This is a genomic window from Thiocapsa sp. C2-2m, from assembly GCF_041903745.1.
GTDB lineage: Bacteria > Pseudomonadota > Gammaproteobacteria > Chromatiales > Chromatiaceae > Thiocapsa > Thiocapsa roseilacustris.
Window position 1 is genome coordinate 79,182 of record NZ_JBBWVD010000019.1, and the last position, 24,963, is coordinate 104,144.

General features: G+C 67.1%; 11 protein-coding genes. 7 read left to right on the forward strand and 4 right to left on the reverse strand.

The features are described 5' to 3' along the window. The first annotated feature begins 249 nt into the window (after nt 1-249). From recC to AADX97_RS16080, 4 genes are all read left to right on the forward strand, one after another. Nucleotides 250-3,906 carry an exodeoxyribonuclease V subunit gamma gene (gene recC / locus AADX97_RS16065; protein ID WP_374231783.1) on the forward strand — a complete coding sequence of 1,219 codons (3,657 nt, stop codon included), beginning with the start codon at nt 250-252 and terminating at the stop codon, nt 3,904-3,906. Beyond that, nucleotides 3,903-7,820 carry an exodeoxyribonuclease V subunit beta gene (gene recB, locus AADX97_RS16070; protein WP_374231750.1) on the forward strand — a complete coding sequence of 1,306 codons (3,918 nt, stop codon included), beginning with the start codon at nt 3,903-3,905 and terminating at the stop codon, nt 7,818-7,820. The genes recC and recB overlap by 4 nt, the downstream gene beginning before the upstream one ends. Nucleotides 7,821-7,882: 62 nt before the next feature. Further along, on the forward strand, nt 7,883-9,964 hold the full coding sequence (gene recD / locus AADX97_RS16075; RefSeq protein WP_374231751.1) for an exodeoxyribonuclease V subunit alpha: 2,082 nt from the start codon (nt 7,883-7,885) through the stop codon (nt 9,962-9,964). Between the two features lie 1,387 nt (nt 9,965-11,351). After that, nucleotides 11,352-11,543: a hypothetical protein gene (locus tag AADX97_RS16080; protein WP_374231752.1), complete on the forward strand. Its 192-nt coding sequence runs from the start codon at nt 11,352-11,354 to the stop codon at nt 11,541-11,543. A 53-nt stretch (nt 11,544-11,596) separates the two neighbouring features. Here the strand turns inward: AADX97_RS16080 and AADX97_RS16085 are convergent, their stop codons facing one another. After that, on the reverse strand, nt 11,597-14,785 hold the full coding sequence (locus AADX97_RS16085) for an efflux RND transporter permease subunit (protein WP_374231753.1): 3,189 nt from the start codon (nt 14,783-14,785) through the stop codon (nt 11,597-11,599). Nucleotides 14,786-14,794: 9 nt separating this feature from the next. Further along, nucleotides 14,795-16,582, reverse strand: coding sequence for an efflux RND transporter periplasmic adaptor subunit (locus AADX97_RS16090; protein WP_374231754.1), 1,788 nt, complete (start codon nt 16,580-16,582; stop codon nt 14,795-14,797). A 592-nt stretch (nt 16,583-17,174) separates the two neighbouring features. On the opposite strand from AADX97_RS16090, the gene AADX97_RS16095 reads away from it, so the two are divergent. Then, nucleotides 17,175-17,462 carry a hypothetical protein gene (locus AADX97_RS16095; RefSeq protein ID WP_374231755.1) on the forward strand — a complete coding sequence of 96 codons (288 nt, stop codon included), beginning with the start codon at nt 17,175-17,177 and terminating at the stop codon, nt 17,460-17,462. Between the two features lie 95 nt (nt 17,463-17,557). On the opposite strand, the gene AADX97_RS16100 is transcribed toward AADX97_RS16095, so the two are convergent. After that, nucleotides 17,558-17,824 carry a hypothetical protein gene (locus tag AADX97_RS16100; protein WP_374231757.1) on the reverse strand — a complete coding sequence of 89 codons (267 nt, stop codon included), beginning with the start codon at nt 17,822-17,824 and terminating at the stop codon, nt 17,558-17,560. Nucleotides 17,825-18,149: 325 nt separating this feature from the next. Between AADX97_RS16100 and AADX97_RS16105 the strand changes: the two genes are divergently transcribed. Beyond that, nucleotides 18,150-18,458: a hypothetical protein gene (locus AADX97_RS16105; protein WP_374231758.1), complete on the forward strand. Its 309-nt coding sequence runs from the start codon at nt 18,150-18,152 to the stop codon at nt 18,456-18,458. A 137-nt stretch (nt 18,459-18,595) separates the two neighbouring features. Beyond that, a complete protein-coding gene (locus tag AADX97_RS16110) occupies nt 18,596-19,030 on the forward strand; it encodes a hypothetical protein (protein WP_374231759.1) in 435 nt (144 codons plus the stop codon). Between the two features lie 254 nt (nt 19,031-19,284). Here AADX97_RS16110 and uvrA read toward each other — a convergent pair whose 3' ends face one another. After that, nucleotides 19,285-24,948 carry an excinuclease ABC subunit UvrA gene (gene uvrA / locus AADX97_RS16115; protein WP_374231760.1) on the reverse strand — a complete coding sequence of 1,888 codons (5,664 nt, stop codon included), beginning with the start codon at nt 24,946-24,948 and terminating at the stop codon, nt 19,285-19,287. Nucleotides 24,949-24,963: the final 15 nt, after the last annotated feature.

Sequence of the window (24,963 nt, forward strand, 5' to 3'; positions counted from 1 at the left end):
ACGCCCCCCTGCACGCCGGGATGATTTTGTACATCCTCGCCGTAGGGGCCGCTAAGTGACGTGTCGGAGATAGTTGGAGCATCGTATTGAACCGTTGTCGTTGTCGTTGTCGTAATCGACAACGACAAGGACGACCGTGGCAAAGGGATTTCGAGTTGTTCGACTTATTCTCGAACCGACCGGCCGCCACGCGGGAATCGGGTGCGCTCAGGTTATCCTTCGCGCACAATGAGCACCGCTCACCGCTGCATGGAGCTCGACGTGACCACAAGCGCCCTGACGCCAGGCCTGATGCTTGTCCACGGCAACCGCCCGGAAGATCTGCGCGATCTTCTGGTGGAATGGATGGCGCGCTATCCGTTGGCACCTCTCGAAAACGAGATCATTCTTGCGCAGAGCAACGGTATTGCGCAGTGGCTGAAGCTCGCGCTCGCCGCCGATGCCGCTCCGGACTCGGGTGAGTTTGCCGCCGGCGAGCGGGGCGTCGGGATCGCCGCGGCGCTTGAGATCTCTCTGCCGGCGCGCTTTCTCTGGCGGGTCTACCGGGCGGTCCTTGGTAGCGATGCGGTCCCGGAGGTCTCGCCCTTCGACAAGTCGCGCTTGGTCTGGCGGTTGATGCGGCTCCTGCCCGAGCTGTTGGCTCGGCCTGCATACCTGTCGCTGCGGCGCTTCCTGCAGACGGATGCGGACCTGCGCAAACGCTTCCAGCTCGCCGAGCGTCTGGCCGATCTCTACGACCAGTATCAGGTCTACCGCGCCGACTGGCTGGCCGCCTGGGGCAACGGCGAAGACGTGCTGATCGAGGCGCGTGGCGGTCGCCTTCCCTTGCCGGAGGAGCAGCGTTGGCAGTCGGGACTCTGGCGTGCGCTGCTGGCGGATGTCGAGACGGACGTCGAGGGCAGAGGACAGGAGGCCGGCATCGGTCGCGCGGACGTCCACGAGGCATTCCTGCGCCGTGTGTCCGACTGGCCCGACGATACGCACCCGCGCGGTCTACCCCGTCGGGTGATGGTCTTCGGGATCTCCAGTCTGCCGCGTCAGTCGCTGGAGGTGCTGGCCGGGATGGCGCGCTGGAGCCAGGTCCTCATGTGCGTCCACAACCCTTGCGAACATTACTGGGCCGACATCGTCGCCGACAAGGATCTGTTGCGCGCTGAGCGCAGCCGCCAGCAACGCCGCGACGGCATGCCGACGGACCTGTCCGAGGAGCGGATGCACCTGCACGCCCACCCGCTGCTCGCGGCCTGGGGCAAGCAAGGCCGCGACTTCATCGGCCTGCTCGACGAGCACGACGACGCGACGGCTCGGGCGGGCTATCTCGGGCGTTTCAATGCCATCGGCCAGCGGATCGATCTGTTCGACGCCTCGCGAGAGGCTCGCTCTCTGCTCGAACAGCTCCAGGACGACATCCGCGATCTCCGCCCGCTCGCCGAGACCCGCACACATTGGCCGGAGGTGCCTTCCAGGGGCGATGACTCGATCCGCTTCCATATTGCACACAGTCCGCAGCGCGAGGTCGAGATCCTGCATGACGTCCTGCTCGCGGCCTTCAATGCCGATGCGAGCCTGACCCCGCGCGACATCATCGTCATGGTGCCGGATATCGACACCTATGCGCCGCATATCCAGGCGGTGTTCGGTCTGGTCGACCGTGAGGATCCGCGCTACATCCCCTACAGCGTCGCGGATCAGGGCCGACGTGCGACCGAGCCCTTGATCCAGGCCCTTGCGAAGCTGCTGGAGCTGCCCCGATCGCGTCTCGCGGTCAGCGATGTGCTCGATCTGCTCGAAGCCCCGGCCCTGCGCCGGCGCTTCGGCATCGCCGAGACGGACCTCCCGCGGCTCCACCGCTGGATCCGCGGGGCCAACATCCGTTGGGGCCTGCATGCCGAGCAGCGCGCGAGCCTCGATCTACCGATACAGCCCGACGCGCAGGCCCAACACACCTGGCTGTTCGGTTTGCGCCGGATGCTGCTCGGCTATGCGGTCGGCGCCGCCGGCGAGGAGGGTGCCTGGCAGGGGATCGAGTCGTTCGACGAGATCGGCGGTCTGGACGCGGCCCTGCTCGGTCCGCTCGTGCACCTGATCGAGCGTCTTGATTCCACCTGGCGGACCCTGCGCGAGCCCGCGACCGTCGCCGACTGGTGCAGGCGTTTGCGCGCTCTGATGGCGGATTTCTTCGACGCCGCCGACAACGGCGAGGCCTTCACCCTCATGCAGCTCGACACCGCCCTGCAAGGATGGCAGGACGCCTGCGACGAGGCTGCGCTTGCTGAGAAGCTGCCCCTGTCGGTCGTCGGCGAGTACTGGCTCTCGCAGCTGGACGACGGCGGCCTGTCGCAACGCTTCTTCGCCGGCGCTGTGACCTTCGCGACCCTGATGCCGATGCGGGCCATCCCCTTTCGCCGGGTCTGCCTGCTCGGCATGAACGACGGCGATTACCCGCGCACCAGGATCCCGATGGACTTCGACCTCATGGGTCGCGACTACCGACCCGGCGACCGCTCGCGGCGCGAGGACGACCGCTATCTCTTTCTCGAAGCCCTGCTTTCGGCACGGGACCATCTGCACATCTCCTGGGTTGGACGCAGCATTACCGACAACGGCGTGCGACCGCCCTCGGTGCTGGTCGCCCAATTGCGCGACCACCTCGCCGCCGGTTGGCGGATGGCGCCCGATAAGGCGCTGGCGGAGGAGAGCGGCTCGATCGATCCAGATCAGGCCCTCTTGAATGCACTCACGGTGGAGCATCCGCTGCAGCCCTTCAGCCCCGATTACTTCCCGCCGGAGCCCCACTCGGAGCGGCCGCCGAGCGTCGCCCCGCTCTTCACCTATGCCCGGGAGTGGCGTCCGCTCGATGCGGTGCTACCCCCTCGCCCGGATGCCGCGCCGCAACCGCCGACGACCGTATTGCCGCCGCTGTCCCGCGACGAGCCGCTCGGTCTGCGTGATCTTGTCGACCTTCTCAAGTCGCCGGTGAAGGCATTTTTCCGCCAGCGGCTCGGCGTCCTTTTCGAGACCGACGATCCGACGAGCGAGGATCAAGAGCCCTTCACACTCGAGGGGCTCGGCAGGTGGCAGCTGCAAGACGAGCTGATCCGGGTCCAAGCGCAGGCGCTGTCAGAGGGTGAGCCGATCGCCGCGGCGCGCGCGAGCCGTCTCGATCGAATCCGCCGGCGCGGCGATCTTGCGCCGGGTGGCTTCGGCGAGGCCCTTGCCGCGGACCTGGTCGAACCGATGGATACGCTTTTCGCGAACTATCAAGACGCGCTCTTCCGCTGGCCGCACCCTAGCGACGACGAAGAAGAGATCCGGTTTCAAACCGATCTTCCGACGCCCGTGCCCGAGCTGGCGGATTGGATCGGCGGCATCCGCACCGACGCCGAGGGCCTTCGAGGACGTGTGCTCATCGAGGCGAGCGACCTGGTCAAGAACGGTCAGTACCGCGGCGAGAAGCTCATCCGTCACTGGGTCGCGCATCTGGCCCTGCATCTAACGGGCGGCCCCCTCACCACACTGGTCCTCAGCAAGGCCGGCAATGTCGAGCTCAAGCCACTGCCGGTCGAGCATGCGAAGGCGCACCTGACCGCGCTGCTGGTGGCCTGGCAGGTCGGCATGTGCCGTCCGCTCCCGCTGGCTGCGAAGACCGCGCTCGAGTGGCTCAAGGTCGGCGATGCGCCGAAGGCGCGCACGACCTACGAGGGCGGCTATATGCAAACCGGCGAGGTCGAAACCGACGCCTATCTCGCACGCGCCTACCCGGACTTCGACGCACTTTGCGCGAGCGGTGAGTTCGCAACGCTGGCCGAGAGCCTGCTGCGTCCGCTCTATACCGCGATGCATGCCGGCGACAAGAAGAAGCCGGACCGGCCCGCCGCAGCGCAAGCGACCGGAGCCGCCGCATGAGTCCCGAGAATAGCCGACCCGCAGTGACCCAGATTTCCGATCAGGCGGATATCGCAGCGGTCTCTCGTCGGGCTGAAGCCCGACCCACAGGCTCCGATTCGCTCGATCCGCTGCGCTTTCCGCTTTGGGGCAGCCGACTGATCGAGGCCAGTGCCGGCACCGGCAAGACCTTCACCATTGCGACACTCTATGTCCGCTTAGTGCTCGGCCATGGCGTGCCGAACGACGCCCCCCAAGCTGCACCGGACACCGCACCGCGCGCCTTCACCCCGCCCGAGATCCTGGTCGTCACTTTCACCGATGCCGCCACGCGCGAGCTGCGCGACCGCATCCGCGCGCGTCTGGCTGAGGCGGCGACTGTCTTTCGCGCCGAGCCGGACGGGATCGCCGCACGCCCTCCGGGCGAGGATCCGCTACACGACCTGCGCGCCGAATACCCGCCCGAGCACTGGCCGGCCTGCGCGCGCAAGCTGCAGCTGGCCGCCGAATGGATGGACGAGGCCGCCGTCTCGACCATCCACGGCTGGTGCAATCGGATGCTGCGCGAGCACGCCTTCGACAGCGACAGCCATTTCACCCAGACCCTGGAGACCGATCAGAGCGAGCTGCTCGCCGAGGTGGTGCGGGACTATTGGCGGACCTTCATGATCCCGCTCGACGCCGAGTCGGTCGCCGAGGTGCGTCAATGGTGGTCCGGTCCCGAGGCGCTGCAGGGGGCCATCCGGGCACTCGTCGAGCATGCCGATCGGCTCGACCCCGCGGCGGAGCCGGCCGTCACGCTCAAGGCTGTCCGCACGGAGAAGGCGGACCGTCTCGCCGCGCTCAAGGCCCCTTGGGCGACCTGGGCGGACGAGCTTGAGGCGCTTCTGGATGACGCCGTCGACAGCAAGCGCGCCAAGCTGCAGAAACGTTTCTACAGCAACTGGTTGAAGGCGCTACGGGACTGGGCTGCCGACCCCGCCGCCGAGTCGCTCGACCTGGCGAAAGGCTGGGAGCGTCTCACGCCCGCGGGTCTTGCCGCTGTCTGGAAAGGTGATCCCCCCGCCCATCCCGCCCTACAGGCGATCGCCCACCTCAAAGCCGAGCTGGCCGATTTGCCCACGCCAGGCTCCGCACTCTTGCGTCACGCGGCCCGCTGGGTCGCCGATCGCTTCGCCGCAGAGCAGACCCGCCGCGCCCAGATGGGCTTCAACGACCTGCTGACCCGGCTCGACGCCGCCCTGCAAGGCGACAACAGCGAGCGTCTGGCCGAGATCATCCGCCGCCAGTTCCCCGTCGCCCTGATCGACGAGTTCCAGGACACCGACCCGGTGCAGTACCGCATCTTCGATGCCGTCTACCGGGTCGCCGCGAACCACCCCGCGACCGCGCTCATCCTCATCGGCGACCCGAAGCAGGCGATCTATGCCTTCCGCGGTGCGGACATCTACACCTATCTCGCCGCCCGCCGAGCCTGCGCCGGGCGTCTCTACACCCTGAAGCGAAACTACCGCTCCACGCCCGACATGGTCGCCGCGACCAATCGCTGCTTCGAGGCGGCCGAGAACCGAGCGAGCGGTGCAGGCGCATTCCTCTTCCGCAGCGACAACGACAACGATACGAATACCGGAACCGGGACCGACAATCCGGTGCCCTTCATCGCGGCGGACGCGAAGGGGCGCAAGGACGCGCTGCAGATCGACGGCCAATCGCTGCCGGCGCTTACCGCCTGTTGGCTGCCGCCGAACGTACCGGGCAAGCCGCTGAGCAAGGACGCCTATCGCAGCCGGATCGCTGATGTCTGTGCCGCGGAGATGGTGCGTCTGCTCAATCTCGGGCAGACCGGGCACGCGGCCTTTGTCGGCGAGGGCGCATCCAAGCCGCTGCGCCCGGCGCATCTGGCCGTGTTGGTCAACACCGGCAAGGAGGCGGCGATCATCCGCCGCGCCCTGGCGCAACGCGGTGTGCGTAGCGTCTATCTCTCCGACCGGGACTCGGTCTACCAAAGCCCGCAGGCCGGCGAGCTGCAACACTGGCTGGCCGCCTGCGCCGAGCCCGACGACGCGCGGCTGCTGCGGGCTGCGCTGGCCACCGCCACACTCGGTCTAAGCTGGTCCGAGCTCGATCGTCTGAACCACGACGAGCTCGCCTGGGAGTCGCGCGTGCTGCAGTTCCGCGCCTATCGCGACACCTGGCGCCGCCAAGGCGTGCTGCCCATGCTGCGTCGTCTGCTCAACGACTTCGACGTCCCCGCGCGGTTGCTTGCATCGGAGCCGGGGTTCGACGGGGAGCGCACTCTCACCGACCTGCTCCATCTCGCCGAGCTGCTGCAACAGGCCAGCGTCCAGCTCGACGGCGAGCATGCGCTGATCCGCCATCTCGCCGAGCAGTGCCGGGATGCAGACCGCGGTGCGGGCGGCGATGCCCGCCAGATCCGTCTTGAGAGCGATGCCGATCTGGTGCAGGTGGTGACGGTCCATAAATCCAAGGGACTCGAGTACCCGTTGGTGTTCCTGCCGTTCGCTGCGGATCATCGGCAGATCGCGAAAGCCGACCTGCCGCTCAAATGGCACGATGCGCAGGGCCGGCTGCAGCTCGGGCTCTGCGCCGATGAGGAAATCCTGGAGCGGGCCGACCGCGAGCGTCTGGGCGAGGATCTGCGCAAGCTCTATGTCGCACTGACCCGCGCCCGGCATGCGACTTGGGTCGGTCTCGCACCGCTGGCCGGACTGGAAGGCGGCGCCTTCGGGTATCTGCTGGGCGGCGACGCCGTTCTGGCCCCGGATGGTCTGGCACAGGCGCTCAAGGATCTGCGCGGCGACTGTGCGTCCATCGCGGTGGTCGAGGCGCCCCAGCCTTCGCCCGATGCATTACGGGACCGGTTCGTCCCGGCCGCTCCGCCGCGCCGTCTCGGGCCCGCGCGCACATCGATCCCTGTCGTGCGCGAACCCTGGTGGATCGCCAGCTATTCGGCCCTGCGCACCGTCGCCGGCGACGACCCTGCGCGGTCCGTGACACCCGCCGAGACGCCGGTCCATCCCTCGGCCCGGGCGCCCGCCGATACCCCGACCGAGGATCGGTTCCGGGAGATGCAGGCCGCGCAAACAGCCACGCCGACCACAGATCTGTCTCCCTCGACGTCAAGCCAGGACGCAAGCGATCGGCTACCCGCCGCCGGATCCATCCACGCCTTCCCGCGCGGGCCGGAGGCGGGCACCTTCCTCCACGATCTCCTCGAATGGGCCGCCGATCCGGGATTCGCCGAGGCCGCCGCCGATCCGGTGCGACTGCGCGACACCGTCGCCCGACGCTGTCAGGTGCGCGGCTGGTCCCAATGGATCGATCCGCTCACGGCCTGGCTGGAGTCCTTCCTGACGACGCCCTTGCCCGTCCCCGCGATGGGAGCGCTTCCGGCCACCACCTTCAGCCTTGTCGACCTGACCGGCGCCGTGCCCGAGATGGAGTTCTGGCTCGCTGCCCACCATGCCGACACGCGCGAGGTCGACCGGCTGGTCTGCACCTACACCCTCGACCGTGCGCCCCGCCCGAAGCTCCAAACCAATATTCTCAACGGCATGCTCAAGGGCTTCATGGACCTGGTCTTCGAGCACGAGGGCCGCTACTACGTGGCCGACTACAAATCCAACTGGCTCGGCCCGGACGCTGCCGCCTACACCCCGGAGGCCATGCGCGCCGAGATCCTGCACGCGCGCTACGAGCTTCAATACGTCCTCTATCTCTTCGCACTGCATCGGCTGCTCAAGGCGCGCTTGCCGGACTACGACTACGACCGCCATGTCGGCGGCGCCGTCTATCTTTTCCTGCGCGGCATCGAGGCGCCGAGCCGGGGCATCCATGCCGAGCGTCCGCCGCGTGAGCTGATCGAGGCGTTGGATCGCTGCTTTGCGCGAAAGTCGAACGAGGGAGGCTCATGAGCAGGATTCGGACGATGCAAGCCGCGCAGGGTCATGGCGCTCAAGATGCCCGAGGGCAATCCATGGAAACGCTTCTCGCCGGCTGGGCCGAGCGCGCCTGGCTGCGCGCGCTCGATGTCGCCTTCGCCGATTTCCTCCGCCGAGAGGTACCGGATGCGCCCCCTTTGCTGATCCTCGCCGCGGCGCTGGCGAGTCATCAACTCGGTCGCGGCCACGCCTGTCTCGATCTGGAGGCCACGCTAAAGGATCCAACCTTCGCCCTGTCCTTGCCCCCCGAGGGTACCGACACCGCGGAGACGGACACCCCGCCGCACCCCGCCGAGGTGCTGGAAGGTCTGACCCTGCGCGACTGGCAGGCGGCGCTCGCCCATCCCGAACTGGTCGGCCAGGGCGTCGGCGACACGCCGCTGGTCCTGGTCGGTCCGCGACTCTATCTGCGCCGTTACTGGCGCTACGAGCAGGCCGTGCGCGCCGGTATCGACGCCCGCTCGGCACGTTCCGAGGCCCTGCAGGACGCACTGCCGATCGAGGCCATGCGCCCGGTACTCGAGCGTCTCTTCCCGCCCGCCCGGACTCCCGGCCAAACGGCCGACTGGCAGAAGCTCGCCTGCGCGCTCGCCGCCCGCAGCGCCTTCAGCATCATCACCGGCGGTCCCGGTACGGGGAAGACCACGACCGTCGTCCGACTCCTCGCCTTGCTGCAAGCCCTGGCGCTTGTCGAGCCGCCTGCGGATCAGCCGGCGCGCACACTGCGCCCCCTGCGCATCCGTCTCGCGGCACCCACCGGCAAGGCCGCAGCCCGTCTGAACGAATCCATCGCCGCCGCGGTCGCCAGCTTGCCGCTCGACGACCTTGCACAGGGCGAGGCCGTGCGCGCAGCTATCCCCGTCACCGTGAGCACGCTCCACCGCCTGCTCGGCAGTCGCCCCGACACCCGCCGCCTGCGTCACCATGCCGGCAACCCGCTGGCGCTCGATGTGCTGGTCATCGACGAGGCATCCATGGTCGATCTGGAGATGATGGCCGCCGTCCTCGATGCCCTGCCGGTGAACGCGCGCCTTATTCTGCTCGGCGACAAGGACCAGCTCGCCTCGGTCGAGGCCGGTGCCGTGCTCGGCGAGCTGTGCGGTCGCGCCCGTGAAGGCCACTACACCCCGAGTACCCGGGAGTGGCTCGAGAACGCGACCGGCGAGCACATCCCCTCAGATCTCGTCGATCCTGCCGGCACGGCGCTCGATCAGTCCGTCGTCATGCTTCGCCACAGCCACCGTTTTTCGGCCGACAGCGGCATCGGCCGGCTCGCCGAGGCGGTCAATGCCGGCGACCCGGTCAAGGTCCGCGACATCTGGACGCGCGGCTACGCCGACCTCGCCCTGGTCGCGCTTAACGGCACCGAGGATGCGGCCTTTCGGTCACTGGTCATCGAGGGCGCGGCGAGCTCGCCGCTCGATCCGCGGCACGGAGCCGAAGGGCGGCGAGCGCAGACCGACGCTCGGCCGCCGCGACACGGCTACCGCCATTACCTCGACACCCTGCAAAAAGGCCAACCCGCTCGAGACGCCGATGCGTCGGCCTACGACGCCTGGGCACGCGATGTTCTGCAGGCTCACGGCGCGTTCCAATGTCTCTGCGCCCTGCGCCGCGGACCCTGGGGCGTCGAGGGGCTCAACCAGCGCATTGCCGATCTGCTGCACGACGCGGATCTCATCCCCGCCAGCAGCGGTTGGTATCTCGGGCGACCCGTCCTGATCACCCGCAACGACTACGGCCTAGGGCTCATGAACGGCGACATCGGCATCACCTTGGTCCGCCCCGCACCCGACGATCGGGACCGGACGCTCCGCGTCGCTTTCCCCGCCGGCGATGCCCAAGACGGCATCAAATGGATCCTCCCCAGCCGCCTCCAGGCGGTCGAAACCGTCTATGCGCTAACCGTCCACAAATCCCAAGGCTCGGAGTTCAGCCACGCCGCACTCGTTCTGACCGAGAGCCTCAGCCCGATCCTCACGCGCGAGCTGCTCTACACCGGCATCACCCGCGCACGCGCCCACCTGACCTTGGTGCAGCCGGGCGGCGATCAGGTGCTGGAACAAGCGGTGCAGCGGCGGGTGTTGCGGGCGAGCGGGCTTTTGGGTGAAGGGTGAAGAGTCTCGTGACATCCGCTCCGCGGTGTCACGCATGCCCCTGGCGCTCCGCGCCACGTCCCACGATGGCCGAAATCGTGAGCAAGCCCGATTCACACGGCAGACTTGTCGTCGTCCGACGCGTGGTTGTTTGCCACCTCGATTCGGGACCATCATCCTGGGATCATGGTTCTACGAGGAGGATCTGGTCCGGTTCAGTCCCGAGATTCAGCAGCTCAGCGTCCCGATCGAGCCATGAGGGTCAGGGAAGCTCGTAAGCACCCGATTGGTCGTCGAGTCCCACGCGGTCGAATAGGTCAGGTCCACGCTCGGACTGCACCGGGCCGCGGCAGCGTAGTTATGCCCCGGCCCTTGCCCATGGCGTTGGATACGCTGTTGTAGGCGTGACGGTGACAAGGATGAAGGTTGAACCTAGATCCGGCAGTTTAACTGCCCTTGGAGTGCGTCTCGCTCGGTGCCCTGCAAGGCGCAACGAGGCGGCGTCGTGCTGCCGCCGGGATCACCGCCTTCGCGCCTGGCGGTCAAATCGATCCGAGTGATCCGCACACGAGTGGGCGTAAACTCACGAGCCTCGGAGGAGTTCGTCGACCGCGCTCTGGGGAAGATACAGGCCGTTCCCCACGAACGTGAAAATAGATGATTGGCGTCTTCCTTCGTCAGAAGTCTTTTTTGAACAACGACTTGCAGGCACCCGATCTGGCCGGAGACACGGATTCACCGTTCCCTGCAGGTCTTGCGGACAGCGGCGTCCGACGGCATGGCGCGAGGCGTCGCAGCTTCTGCTGTGCGCAGTGTCGGCGGCGCCTGACGCCGCGCTCGGTACGGTTCCCGGGCCGGCGGGTCTATCTGGGCGTGATCGTCGTGGTGGCCTCGGTGCGCCATACCGGGCATCGCCCCCAAGCGGACGCCTTGGCCGCGACGCTGGCGGTCCCGATCCGCACCCTGCGGCGCTGGCAGACGTGGTGGCGGGAGCAGTTGGGGCAGACCCCGCTGTGGTGCGGCGCGCAGGGGGCTTTGTGCCGCCGGTGGATCTGCAGCAGGCGCCGGGGAGTCTGCTCGTGCGCTTCCTCGGCGATGCCGCGGCCGCCCTGGTGGCGTTGCTGCGCTTTTTGAGCCCCTTGACACGGTCTTCACCCCGCCCGCCACCACCTCCCCGCGGCGGGCCACCCTGCCAGGCTGACCGACTCTGAGTATCCCATGACACACCCGCAACCACCGACCCTGCAACGGATCAACCTGCCGCCGCTGCCCGACGCCGCCGCCCTCGCCCTCATGGACGTTCTCAACGAGATCCTCGTCCAGGTCGAAGGCCACGACATCCACCAACTGCGTCGCGATCCAGACGCGCACGGCGCACACCGTCACCAATCATCTGCACTTCTGCCTGATGGCGACCACGCTGACCTGGATCTATGCCGATCGCTTGCAACAGACGCCCGTGCGTCGACATCAGGTCCGCGGTCGCTCCGCATTCGCCTTCTCCGATGTGCGCAGACTGCTCGCCGAGGCGGCGCTGCATCCGGATCGTCCGGCAAGGTCAGCGCAGACGATTCTGAGAATTCCATGTGAAATGATGTGAGCGACAACAGTCTGCCTCGGTTTCAGGCTGGCCCCGCTTTCCGGTGACCTTGCCTACCGCGCATCGACAAACCGCCGCGCAGGCGCCTGCCCCCAGCGCAGGAACATGACCGGGGTCAGCAGGGTGTCGAGCAGGGTCGAGGAGATGAGTCCGCCGAAGATGACGACGGCGACCGGGTAGAGGATCTCCTTGCCGGGTGCCTCGGGGCTGAGCAGCAGGGGCAGCAGCGCGAGGATAGTGGTCAGCGCCGTCATCAGCACCGGGGTCAATCGGTCCAGGCTTCCCTCGATGACGGTGGCGGGGCCGAAGGGGCGGCCCTCGAGCATCATCAGATCCAGATAGCGGTCGATCTTGAGGATGCCGTTGCGGGTGGCGATGCCGGCGAGGGTGACGAAGCCGACGAGGCTCGCGACCGAGAGTGTCTGACCCGCGAGCTGCAGTGCGATGACGCTGCCGACCAGCGCGAGCGGCACGTTGGCCAGGATCATCAGGGACAGGGCGGTCGAGCGATAGCGGCTGTACAGCACCAGGAAGATCAGCGTGAGCGAGACCAGCGACAGCAGACCGATCAAGCGGGTGGCTTGCTCCTGGGCCTGAAACTGGCCCTCCAGACTCAGGAAATAGCCCTCGGGCAGCGGCAGCTCGGCCATCACCCGGCGCACCTCGGGGATGAGGTTGGCGAGGTTGGTGCCGTCGCTGTTGGCGGAGACGACGATGCGACGCCGGCCGTTGTCGCGACTGACTTGGTTCGGTCCGTCGGTCTCCTCCACATCGGCGACGAGGCGCAGCGGTACGCGGCCGCCGGGGGTCTCGATCAAGAGTGCGCGCAGGCCTTCGGGCGTGCGGTCGGCGTCGGCGACACGCAGCACGACGCCGACGCGGCGGTTGTCCTCGATGATTTGGGCGACCTCCTTGCCCCCGACCAGGGTGGCGAGCGCATCGTTGACCGCGGCCGGGGTGATGCCGTAGGCCGCGGCGCGGGCATAGTCCACCCGGACCTGTGCCTGGGGGATGCGCACCTGCCGCTCGATCTGCAGGTCCACCAATCCAGGGGTGTCGGCAAGCCCCTGGCGCAGGGCCTTGGCGAGCGCGCGCAGGGTGTCCAGATCATCGCCGAAGACCTTGATCGCGATCTGGGCACGGATGCCCGACAGCAGATGATCCAGCCGGTGGGCGATGGGCTGGCCCAGGCTGACCGATGCCGGCAGCGGGGCGAGGCGGGCGCGGATATCGGCGAGGATCTCTTCGCGTCCGCGCTCGCCGCTCGCCCCGGTGGCGGGGACGAGGTCGACATCGATCTCGGAGTAATGCACGCCCTCGGCGTGCTCGTCCAGCTCGGCGCGACCTGTGCGCCGTCCGGTCTTGACCACCTCCGGCACCTGTCGGATCAGCGCCTCGGCCAAGGTGCCGACCCGATTGGACTCGGCCAGCGAGCTGCCCGGGTTGAGCAGGACATTGATCGTCAGGGTGCCCTCGTTGAAGGCCGGCAGAAAGGTCCGGGGGAAAAAAGGCACCGAGGCGACGGCAATCGCGACCGCCAACGCGGCGGTTCCAAACAGCAGCCGGGAATGCCGGAACGACCACCTGAGCAGACGCCGATCCGCCGCCTTGAGCCCGCGCACCAGCGCCCCGTCGCCGCGATCCATCAGCCGTGCGCGCGGCAGCAGCCAGGAGCAGAGCACCGGGGTTAGTGTGATGGAGACCAGCGTGCTGGCGAGGATCGCGACGATGTAAGCGATGCCTAAGGGCACGAACAGCCGGCCCTCGATGCCGGGCAGGGCGAACAGCGGGACGAAGACCAGGACGATGATCAGGGTCGAGTAGAGGATCGCCGAGCGGACCTCGATGGTGGCATCGGCGACGACCTTGAGCATGGCGAGGGTGTCCGTGCCCGTGTGGGCGCGCTGGCCGTCATTCGCCGTCTTCGCCCGCCATTCCCGCAGGCGCCGCAGCACGTTCTCGACCCCGACCACGGCGTCGTCCACCAGCTCGCCGATGGCGATGGCCAGCCCGCCCAGTGTCATGGTGTTGACCGAGAGCCCCATCCAATGGAAGACCAGCGCGGTGACCAGCAGCGACACCGGCAGTGCGGTCAGCGAGATGAAGGTGGTGCGCAGGTTGAGCAGGAACAGCAGCAACACCACCGAGACGATGATCGCGGCATCCCGCAGCGCCTCCTGCACGTTGCCGACGGATGCTGCAATGAAGTCGGCCTGACGGAACAAGACCTCGTGATCCAGTGTCCCGGCGGGCAAGGTCTCCCAGAGCGTTTCCAGGGCGCGCTCCACCTCGCGCGTCAGGGTCAGGGTGTCGGCCTGCGGCTGCTTCTGGACCGAAAGAATCACCGCAGGGCGCCCGTCGAAGCTCGCATCCCCGCGCTTGACCCGCGCACCCCAGCGGACCTCGGCCACCTGGCGCAGCAGCACAGGCGCGCCCTCGCGATGGGCGACGACGAGGTTGCGCAGATCATCGAGCCGCGTGGTGCGGGCGATGTTGCGGATCAGGTATTCCTGCGCCTGGCGTTCCAGAAAGCCGCCGCTGGTGTTGCGGGCGAAGCCCTGCACCGCGGTCTCGAGCTCGGCGAGCCTGATGTCCAGATCCCCGAGCATCCGCACGTCCGGGACCACCTGCGCCTGGCGCACTTCGCCACCGATCGGAATGACCTGGGACACGCCTGGGATCGTCAACAGGCGCGGGCGCAACACCCAATCAGCAAACTCCCGCACCGCCATCGGCGACGTCGCGTCGGCCCCACTGTCGTTGCCGTCGTTGCCGTCGTTGCTGTCTTTGCTTTCGGCCTCCGGCGCAAAGACCGCGACCAGCATGATCTCGCCCATGATCGAGGTCACCGGGCCCATGTGCGGGGTTACCCCCGGTGGCAGTTCCCCGCCGACCGTGGTGAGCCGCTCGGCGATCTGCTGGCGGTTGCGGTAGAGGTCGCTGCCCCAGTCGAACTCGACATAGACGATCGACAGCCCGATGCCCGACACCGAGCGCACCCGGGTCACACCGGGCAGGCCCTTGACCGCGGCCTCGATCGGAAAGGTCACCAGTTGCTCGACCTCTTCCGGCGCCATGCCTTCGGCCTCGGTCATCAGGGTGACCGTCGGCTTGTCCAGCGCCGGGAAGACGTCGATCGGCAGGCCGAGCGCCTGATAGCTGCCGTAACCGATCAGCACCAGGGCGGCGGCCAGGACAAGCAGCCGTTGCCGAAGACTGGTTTGGATGATCTGTCTGAACACGGGCGGGCCTCAGCGCACCTGACCGAGCAGCGCGGCGCCGTCGGAGACCACCCGGTCCCCTGCCGAGAGCCCGGCGCTCACCACGCTGTCGCCGGCGCCGAGCGCCCGGACCTGCACGCGCTGAGAGCGGAAGTGCTCCGGCTGGACATGCACCCAGACCAGCTCGGCGCCGTCCGGGTCGCGCTGGACCGCAGCGCTCGGGATGCGCAGGCCCCTGCTGCCGTGGAACATGGTGGCGACCACCGTCAGGGGTTGGCGCACGACGAGCTGGTCGGGTGGCCGTGGGCTGCCGGGCGTTTCGTCCGGCGGGTCGGGTTCGATCCGAAATTGAATCGGCAGGGCGTGGCCGCGCAACTCGTAGCCGCTGCCGAGCGGAGTCAGGCGCAGGATCCGGCCTTCGGCGGTCGTGGCGCTGGCCGAAGTGAAGTGGGTCGCATGATCGGTGTCGTAGAGCAGGGCCTCGACCAGCAGACGTTGCGGGTCGACGACCGTGAACAGGGTCTCGCCGCCGGCCACGATCTGCCCTGGCGAGGCGTTGCGCAAGGCCAGCACGCCGCCGACCGCGGCGGTCAGCGGCACCCGCGCGCTGAAGCTGTCGGCGATGGCCTGACGACGGGCGGTCAGACTCGCGTGCTCGGTCTCGGTCTCCTCCAGCTCCTGGCGCGGGGCGTTGTCGCCGAGCTGGCGCAGGCGGATCAGGTTGCGGGCCAGGTTCTCGATGCGCCCGTCGAGCTCGGCCACCTCGGCCTGCAGATCGGTGCGGTCCACTGCGTCCAGGATCGGGACGAGATAGGCCAGCACCTGGCCCTCTCGGATCGGCGCTCCGAGCAGCGGCAGACCCTCTTCCGGCAGCTCGATGCGGCCCCGCAGCGGCGCCTGCACCAGCGCACTGGCGTTCGGGTCCGGGATTACGTGCCCGGACAGGGTGAAGGTGTCCGGCCACTCGCCGGGCTCGGCGCGTGCGGTGCGGATGCCGAGCAGCCGTTGGGTCGGCTTCGGCACGAACAGGGTCCCGTCCGGCAGGCGGGCGGCGGCTTGCCCGGCGGCGGATGCGGCCGAAGGGGTCGGATCGCTGGCCGGGTCCGGGGCGCCATGGTCGTGCCCCTCGTGGGCGTGGACGGGTCCGACGGTGTCCAGCGCCAGCAGCGTCGTTGTCAGGAGCGCCAGCGGCACCATCGCTGTCGTGTTCGAGGAGGTTGAACCCTTCGTCGGGGTCTTCGGGCCTGATTGCTTGTTTGTTACGCCGCGGTCACGGTGGTCGCGCCACAACAGCAGGGCCAGACTGCAGAGAGCCAGCAGCACGACCGCCCCTTGCAGCAGCGGAACGGACGCGTACCAGGCCGGCGATCCAGCGTCCGTCTGGGCAGCGATGCCTGGATCGTCCGACACCACCAGGGTTCCCAACAGCAGATCGGCCAGCGTCGGCGACTCGATCGCGAAGATCAGGTCATGTCGGCCCGGCTCGGCCAGCGGACCCGGATCGAGCCTGTAGACGCCGTCGCCCTCGTGAGCCGCGTTGCCCTGCCAGGCCCCGCTCTCGACCTGCAGGACGGCGTCCTCGATCGGGCGGTTGGTCGCAAACTCATCCAGATAGACCGTCAGTGTTCCGTCTTCGAGTACGGCAACCAGCTCCAGATCCGCCGACTCGGCGGTGACCCGCGGCGCCAGGGTCGCGGTCACCGGGGCCGGCAACGGCGGACCGTGGTCATGGCCTTCGTGGGCCGAGAGATCGTTCGTGCCAAGGCCGACCAGCACGGTCGCGAGCAGGATCGGGAAGTAGGCCAGGGTTCTCTGCATGTCGTTGTCTCGATGGGCTCCCGAGTCGATGCTGACGAGCGAATCATGGCCGTCATCCCGACAAAAGGCACGCCTCGTGTCGGAATCCTGCGGAGCAAAGACGATCGCATCCCTCCGAAGAGGTTACCCGCAAGGATGGCGTGTGCTCGACCAGGGCGATAGCGACTCCCCCTCCTCTCGCGGAAGGGGCCGGAGGGAGGGGCAAAAAGGTGACTACCGACCCGGCGCCATCCGCCGGGTTGCCTTCGAGAGGCGGCCGGCGGGGCAAATCAGAAGAAGACAGTGTGGCTGACGTCTCCCGTCAGGACGCTGACGGCAAGATGACAAGGTTGTCATTCAATCGCCCGATCCATGCCATGTATTCATTTTTGTTTTCGACCGAAAATTCCTCGCTGCACGCTCTTTCCGTTCAGGTCTCGTTCAGGCTGTCTTGCGCATTCTGGATCCAACGACGGGATACAGCCGATCTTGTCGCCATTAATCCCTGACATGAGGGCAGGGCCGATTCGCCGGGAGAGGAAGCAGGACTTCAACTATCCCCGAGTCCACTCGATCCATCCAATACGCTGAATCAAACTAAGAGGGTAATCCGATGACCGACGCGACGTCCAAGCTCTTCCCCATCGCTCTTGCAGTCATCCTCGTCACGCTCGGCGGGGCCGCCTCGGCACAGACGAATTTCAATACCACTATCCAGGAAGGTTATATCAATACAAACGATACCTATCAGCGTGGCGGTTACAACGACAACGCGACCTACCAGGAAGGACGGGACAACGCAAATCGCGCCAAGCAGCGTGGGAACGAGAATTGGAATCAGACTGGTCAGTTCGGAAAGAACAATTACAACGAGACCAGTCAAGGTCCCATGGATGATTAGGGATCTGTTCAGTACGATCACTAACCTATAGGGCCGTCCAGCCGACACCCCGATGGGGTGTCGGGGGTGAAGTCCATCTACGCAACGAATGGTTATTAAGTATGAAAATCTCGATATTCTTGTTTGGTATCTTTCTGTTTATATTCGTATCTTTGGCGCAAGCCGATGGGAATCGCGACCGGACGCAGGGTCCCTGTTACAGTGTCAACATCCAGAACGATCAGGTCAATCAATCGGATGTTCAACAGGACTGCGATATGAACTTCAGCCGGACGGTGCAGGCGGGAACGGACAATCGGGCGTCGACGGTTCAGATCGGCGATGTGAACAACAACAAGGTTCGGCAGTATCAGTATGAGCATCCGAGGTACCGGATGTCCGGGGTGCGCGATTAGCCTTGGAGTCGGTCTTTGCTTCAGGTGTTCTGCGGCTTGGTGCAGGAGCACCAAGCATTGCATTAATTCGCGGGGGGTGCTTGCTGATGTTTTCGGCCGCGGGATTACGTGGCGCAGAGCGCCACGGGGCATGCGTGACACCCTGGGGAGCGGTGTCACGAGTCCCTGAAGGTTTGGGTGACCGATCCATTGAGCGTTGTCCTGCGAAGCGGTGTGAGGAGCAGCGTGTTTGCTTGGTCGTGCTTCTTCTTCAGGTCGAGCTTCTTTCGTTTAGCGGAGCAAGGTCAAGAACATGTCGAGCGCCATCTTCAAGCCATTTCCTTTAATTGCCTTTGGGCTGTCGGCTTTTCTGTGCGGTCCGGTCTTGTCGCAGGACACGACCAATACAACGTTTCAGGTGGGTAAGGTTAACATCAATCACACCCGTCAATGCGGGGATACCAACGACAATGCCACCTATCAAGAGGGCAAGGTCAATATCAATATGACTAGGCAGGGCTGCAACGACCGAAGGAGCGGGAATGGGCAAGGGAGCGGGGGCAAAGTCGATGGCGCACGCTTGGGTCACGGGCGCGCGACGCTGGCCGCGCAGGAGCGGTAGCGCGTGGGGCGCGACGGTCTGAAATCATGGCGACCCATGCAGCGCGCCGGATCGCAGGCGCTCGGGACGAACGACCGAGGTCGGGACTTCGGAACGGCGCCTGTCCCTTCTGGTTGACCAGCCCACGGGAGAAACCGATGAAGATCAAACGAATCAGTGCGAGAGCCGTGGGTCCGGGGTTGCTCGGCTTGGCTGTTCTGTCGATGAGCGTCGTGACGGGGTGCGCCGTTGCGCAGACCCACACGTCCGGCGGGTCGACGGCGGTGATCCAACAGAGCGGCGGCAGCCGTCCGGTCGAGTCGCAGGTGACCCGTGACCGAGACGGGCAGACCATCGTCACGCAGGACGGCCGCAACACGGACATCACCATTCAGCGAAACAGTGCGGGTGAGGTTTCCGGCACCGATGTCACCCACGGAATTCCGCAGGCGGAACGATTCCATCCGCCACCGAGCCGGGACGGCATCTGGTCTCCGTTTCCCGGAACCCGGGGAGATGTCGATGAGGCGCGAGGGACGTCTGGGCTGACGCAGGATGGCTTCAAGGCGCTGATGCTGGAGCGGATGCGCTGAATGGCGTTGTGGGTAGGATGGGTAGAGCGCAGCGAAACCCATTATTTCCGCGCCGCCGCTCGGATTGGGCGTCTGAGCGGTGAGGATGGGTTTCGCTGTCGCTCTACCCATCCTACATTTTTTGGTTGTTTTTAATCGTTCCTCAGCCGTCGGCGCATGTTGTGCTGTCTATCGACAGCACAACCTACTGATTTCGTTCTCTTACTCAATCGCCTTGTTCCCGGAAACCGCATTCAGAGGCTCCAAACGGCCGATTAGCTCCGCAGTGCTTGGGCGGTCGGAAGGTCGCCGGCCTGTGCAACCTTCTCCGGAGTGCCTTCGGCGACGACCCGGCCGCCCGCGTCGCCCGCCTCCGGCCCCAGATCGATGATCCAGTCGGCCTCGGACATGAGGTCGAGGTTGTGCTCGATGACCAGGACCGAGTGACCGGCGTCGACCAGACGGTGCAGCACACTGAGCAGGCGCTCGACATCGGCCATGTGCAGGCCGACGGTCGGCTCGTCGAGGACATAGAGGGTCGGGCGGGCGTGGCGTTGGGTCTTGATCGAATCGGGCGCGGGTCCCGGTCCTGGGGCAGGCGTCGATCGCGCCTTGGTCAGCTCGGTGACCAGCTTGATGCGCTGGGCCTCGCCGCCGGAGAGCGTGGGGCTGGGCTGACCGAGCTGCAGATAACCGAGTCCGACGTCCCGGAGCAGGGCGAGCGGGTGGTGGATGGCGCGGTGTGCGTGAAAGACACCCACCGCCTCGCCGACACTCAGGCGCAGGACTTCACCGATATCGAGTCCCTGATAGCGGACCTCGCGGGTCTCGCGATCGAAACGGCTGCCGCCGCAGACCTCGCAGGTCATGCGCACATCCGGCAGGAAGCTCATCTCCAGCTTCTGCACCCCCTGTCCTTCGCAGGCGCTGCAGCGCCCTCCGCTGGTGTTGAAGGAGAAGCGCGCCGGTCCCCAGCCGAGGATGCGGGCCTCCGAGGTGGCGGCGAAGAGTCGGCGGATCGGGTCCCAGAAACCGACATAGGTGGCGGGGCAGGAGCGCGGTGTCTTGCCGATCGGCGTCTGGTCGACCTCCAGGACGCGCGCGAGTCGCTGCCATCCGCTCAGACGCTTGCAGCCGATTAGGGCACCCTTGTCGGGGCGCGCCGCTGCCTCGCCCTCCTGCGCGAGCAGGTTGCGCAGGCTCTTGACCAGGACCTCGCGCACCAGGGTCGATTTGCCCGAGCCCGAAACGCCGGTGATGCAGACCAGTCGGGCGAGCGGGATGCGGACCTCGATATCCTGAAGGTTGTGCCGGCGGGCACCCGAGATCAGGAGCCAGTCGTCGCCCTTGGCCGTCGCGCGGACAGGCCGCGTGCGTCCCCGCGCGCGGGCGAGACAGCGCCCGGTAACGGAGGCCGGATCCTGCATCAGCTCGAGCGCGGTGCCGCGGGCGATGATCTCGCCGCCGCGCGTACCGGCGCCCGGTCCAAGGTCGATGACCTCGTCGGCGCGGCGGATGGTCTCCTCGTCGTGCTCGACCACCAGGATGGTGTTGCCCTTGGCCCGGAGCCGGTCGAGCCCGTTCAGAAGCAAGCGGTTGTCGCGCGGATGCAGGCCGATGGTGGGCTCGTCGAGGATGTAGCAGACGCCGCGCAGGTTCGATCCGAGCTGCGCGGCGAGCCGGATGCGCTGGGCTTCGCCGCCGGAGAGTGTGGGTGCGGCCCGATCCAGGGTCAGATAGCCGAGGCCGACCTCGGCGAGAAAGGCGAGCCGCTCGCGGACCTCGGCGAGCAGGTCATGTGCGATGGCGGTTTCGCGGTGGTCGAGTTGTAGACCGGCGACGAAGGCCCCGGCCTGCTCGACGGTCAGGGCCGAGAGGTCGGCGATCGAGCGTTCGCGAAAGCGCATCGCGAGCGCCTGCGGGTTGAGGCGTGCACCGTGACAGCTCGGGCAGGGCTGTGACTCGACCGCGTCGGCCTCCTGCCATTGATCCTCTTCGCCCGACTGCTCCCCGTCGAAGCCGCGCAGCGCAAGGCCGGTGCCGAAGCAGTCCCCGCACCAGCCCTGTTTCGAGTTGAAGCTGAAGAGCCGCGGGTCCGGCTCGGGCAGGGCGATCCCGCAGCTCGGGCAGGCGCGTCGGGTCGAGTAGGGCGTCTCGGCGCCCCATGTCCCGTCGACGACATCCACGACGCGGATCGCGCCCTTGCCGAGATCCAGGGCATGATCCAGGAGTGCGCGCAGCGCGCTTTCCTGCTCGGGCCGGATCGCGATCTCCCCGACCGGCAGATCGATGCTGTGCTCGCGATAGCGGTCGAGCCGCGGCCAGTCGCGGGTCTCGATCGGCTCGCCGTCGACCCGCAGGACAAACCAGCCGTGGCGCACGGCCCAGTCGGCCAGCTCCTTGTAGATGCCCTTGCGGGCGATCACCAAGGGGGCCATGAGTGCGACGGCTTTGTCCACGTGATCGTGCTGGATCCGATCCAAAATGGCGTCCCGGCTCATCGGCTCGATGGGCACGGCGCAGGTCGGGCAGGTCTGGATCCCGAGCCGGACGTAAAGCAGACGCAGATAGTGGTGGATCTCGGTCAGGGTGCCGACCGTGCTCTTGGCCCCGCCGCGACTGGTGCGCTGCTCGATGGCGACGGTGGGCGGGATGCCGAGCACGGCATCGACATCCGGCCGTGCGGCGGGCTGGACGAACTGGCGGGCGTAGGCGTTCAAGGATTCCAGGAAGCGACGCTGGCCCTCGGCAAAGAGGATGTCGAAGGCGAGCGTGCTCTTGCCGCTGCCCGAGACGCCGGTGATGACGGTGAAGCTGTCGCGCGCGATCGTGAGGGACAGATCCTTGAGGTTGTGCTCGCGGGCGTGGATGATCTGGATCCCCGCCGGGATCGGTGCGGTAGGCGTGGAATCTGTTGCCACGGAAGCACAGGGAAGGCACGGAAAAGGGCTGTCCTCCACCGACCCGGCCAGAATCGACGACTCTCCCGAAAACGCTTCTTCGTTCCGTGTCTTTCCGTGTGCTTCCGTGGCAAAAATGCTCTTGGTATTCAGGCCGTGCAGATGCTCGGCCAAGGCCCGCCCCGTGTGGCTCGTTGGATGGGCGGCGATCTGCTCGGGCGTGCCGCAGCAGACCAACTCGCCGCCCGCCTCGCCGCCCTCGGGCCCAAGGTCGATCAGCCAATCCGCGGCGCCGATCAGGTCGAGATTGTGCTCGATGACGAGGAGCGAATGGCCCTTGTCGAGCAGGCGCCGGAAGGCGTTCAGCAGGACCGCGACATCGGCGAAGTGCAGCCCGGTCGTCGGCTCGTCGAGCAGGAAGAGCAGGCCGCCGTCGCGTGCCTTGCCCCGGCCCGATTTGGCGAGATGGCCGGCGAGCTTGAGCCGCTGGGCCTCGCCGCCCGAGAGTGTCGGCACCGGCTGGCCGAGTCGCAGATAGCCGAGCCCGACCGCGATCAAGGGCTCCAGTGCGCGTTTCAGATCGGCGTCATTGGCGAAGCAGTCGAGTGCCTCGGTCGCGGTCATCTCCAGCACGTCGGCGATCGAGCGTCCGGGCTCGCCGGGCCGGCCGTCGATCTCGACCTCCAGCACCGGCCCGCGATAACGCCGGCCGTTGCAGTCCGGACAGCGCAGATAGACATCGGCGAGGAACTGCATCTCCAGATGCTCGTAGCCGTTGCCGCCGCAGGTCGGACAGCGTCCGGTGCCGCTGTTGAAGCTGAAGGTGCCGGCGGTGTAGCCGCGCTCCTTGGCGAGCGGCAGGGCGGCGAAGCGTTTGCGCAGCACGTCGAGCGCACCGACATAGCTCGCCGGGTTCGAGCGCGAGGTCCGCCCGATGCTCGATTGATCGAGCAGCACGACGTCGGCGATCAGGTTGTCCCCGTCGATCCCGGCGTGCTCCCCCGGCGGCTCGTCGGGATGGCCCTTGCGCTGGCAGAGTGCGTTGTAGAGCACCTCCTGCACCAGGGTCGACTTGCCGGACCCCGAGACGCCGGTGATCACGACCAGACGGTGCAGCGGGATCGCGACATCGATCCCCTTGAGGTTGTGGGCGCGTGCGTCGCGGATGCGGATCCGGGGGCCGTCGGGTGCCGGCGGATTGGGCGGATGGCCGTCGGCGATCTGTCGCCGGCCCGCCAGATAGTCGCCGGTGAGCGATCCGGGCGTGCGGACCAGCTCAGCCGGTGGCCCCTCGAAGAGGATGCGTCCGCCTTGCTCGCCCGGTCCGGGGCCGATGTCGATGATCCGATCGGCGGCCCACATCACCTGCTGGTCGTGCTCCACGACCACCAGCGAGTTGCCCTGGTCGCGCAGGCGTCGCAGGATGGCGACAACCCGGTCCATGTCGCGCGGATGCAGGCCGATACTGGGTTCGTCCAGCACGAAGAGCGCGTTGACCAAGGTGCTGCCGAGCGCCGTGGTCAGATTGATGCGCTGCACCTCGCCGCCCGAGAGGGTGCGCGACTGGCGGTCCAGGGTGAGATAGCCGAGCCCGACCTCGCAGAGATAGCGCAGGCGCGAGCGGATGCCCTCGATCAGCAGATCCAGCGCCGGGTCCAGCGCCAGCGCGTCGCAGAAGTCGCGGCAGGCGCTCAAGGGCAGACGCATCAGGTCATGGACGCAGAGACCGGGGAGGGCTTGCCAGGTCGCCTCGTCCATGCCGATGCGCCCGTGTCGGAAGCGGCGCTCCGGCGGCAGGGCGCGATCCGCGAGCGCCTTGTCCCCGACCCGCCAATCCAGCGCCTCGTCGGTGAGTCTGGCCCCGTCGCAGGCGGTGCAGACATCGTAGGCGCGGTAGCGCGAGAGCAGGACGCGCACATGCATCTTGTAGCTGCGCCCTTCGAGCCAGGCGAAGAAGCGGCGCAACCCGTACCAGACCCCGGCCTCCCACTCGCCGTCGCCCTCGATGATCCAGGCGCGGTCGGCATCCGTGAGGTTGCGCCAGGGCAGGTCGGTCGGGATGCCGCGGCGGTGCGCAAAACCCATCAGATCTTCCTGGATCTCCGAGTAGCTGTCGGACTGGATGGGTTTGATCGCGCCTTCGAGCAGTGATTTCGATGGATCCGGCACGACCAGTGACCAGTCGATCCCGATGGTGCGCCCAAAACCCCGACAGGTCGGACAGGCACCGACAGGGGAGTTGAAGGAGAAGCGGCTCGGCGTCGGATCCGCATAGGCGATGTCGCAGTCGGCGCAATGCAGATCGGCCGAGAAGCGCCAGGGCGGGCCGGGCTGCCGATCGGCGTCGAGCGGATAGACCCGGATGCGCCCGTGACCGCGGGCCAGCGCCGTCTCCAGGGCCTCGATCGCGCGGCCGCGGTGCTCGGCGGTCAGACGCAACCGATCTTGAATCACTTCGACGGCGGTCGCGTCCTCCGACAGGATCCGCACATAGCCCTGTTGGGCGAGCAGTGTCTTGACGGCCTCGACGTCCAGTGATGCCGGAACCGGCACGCCGAAGGCGATCGAGACGTTCCGGTCGACCGCCTCCGGCAAGGCGACCAGGTGTTCCCAGATCCCCTCGGGCGTGTCGCGCCGAACCTCCCGCCCACAGCCCCGGCAGAAGAGTCTGGCCGTGCGCGCGAAGAGAAGCTTCAGATGGTCGTTCAGCTCCGTCATGGTGCCGACGGTGGAGCGCGAGGTCCGCACCGGATTGGTCTGGTCGATGGCGATCGCGGGCGGGATGCCCTCGATGCGGTCGGCCGCCGGTCGGTCCATCCGATCGAGGAACTGACGCGCGTAGGGCGAGAAGGTCTCGACGTAGCGACGCTGTCCCTCGGCATAGAGTGTGTCGAAGGCGAGCGATGACTTGCCGGAGCCCGAGACGCCGGTCACGACGATTAGCTCGCTGAGCGGCAGATCGAGATCAATGTCCTTGAGGTTGTTCTGGCGCACGCCGCGCAGACGGATCCGATCTCCTTGCCGACTTGGATCTCTCATGAGCGTGCCGACTCG

Coding starts and splice junctions, on each gene's coding strand:
- recC (WP_374231783.1), top strand. CDS start 250: ATGGAGCTCGACGTGACCACAAGCGCCCTGACGCCAGGCCTGATGCTT.
- recD (WP_374231751.1), top strand. CDS start 7,883: ATGGAAACGCTTCTCGCCGGCTGGGCCGAGCGCGCCTGGCTGCGCGCG.
- AADX97_RS16090 (WP_374231754.1), bottom strand. CDS start 16,582: ATGCAGAGAACCCTGGCCTACTTCCCGATCCTGCTCGCGACCGTGCTG.
- AADX97_RS16105 (WP_374231758.1), top strand. CDS start 18,150: ATGTCGAGCGCCATCTTCAAGCCATTTCCTTTAATTGCCTTTGGGCTG.
- AADX97_RS16095 (WP_374231755.1), top strand. CDS start 17,175: ATGACCGACGCGACGTCCAAGCTCTTCCCCATCGCTCTTGCAGTCATC.
- recB (WP_374231750.1), top strand. CDS start 3,903: ATGAGTCCCGAGAATAGCCGACCCGCAGTGACCCAGATTTCCGATCAG.
- AADX97_RS16080 (WP_374231752.1), top strand. CDS start 11,352: ATGGCGACCACGCTGACCTGGATCTATGCCGATCGCTTGCAACAGACG.
- uvrA (WP_374231760.1), bottom strand. CDS start 24,948: ATGAGAGATCCAAGTCGGCAAGGAGATCGGATCCGTCTGCGCGGCGTG.
- AADX97_RS16100 (WP_374231757.1), bottom strand. CDS start 17,824: ATGCTCATACTGATACTGCCGAACCTTGTTGTTGTTCACATCGCCGAT.
- AADX97_RS16110 (WP_374231759.1), top strand. CDS start 18,596: ATGAAGATCAAACGAATCAGTGCGAGAGCCGTGGGTCCGGGGTTGCTC.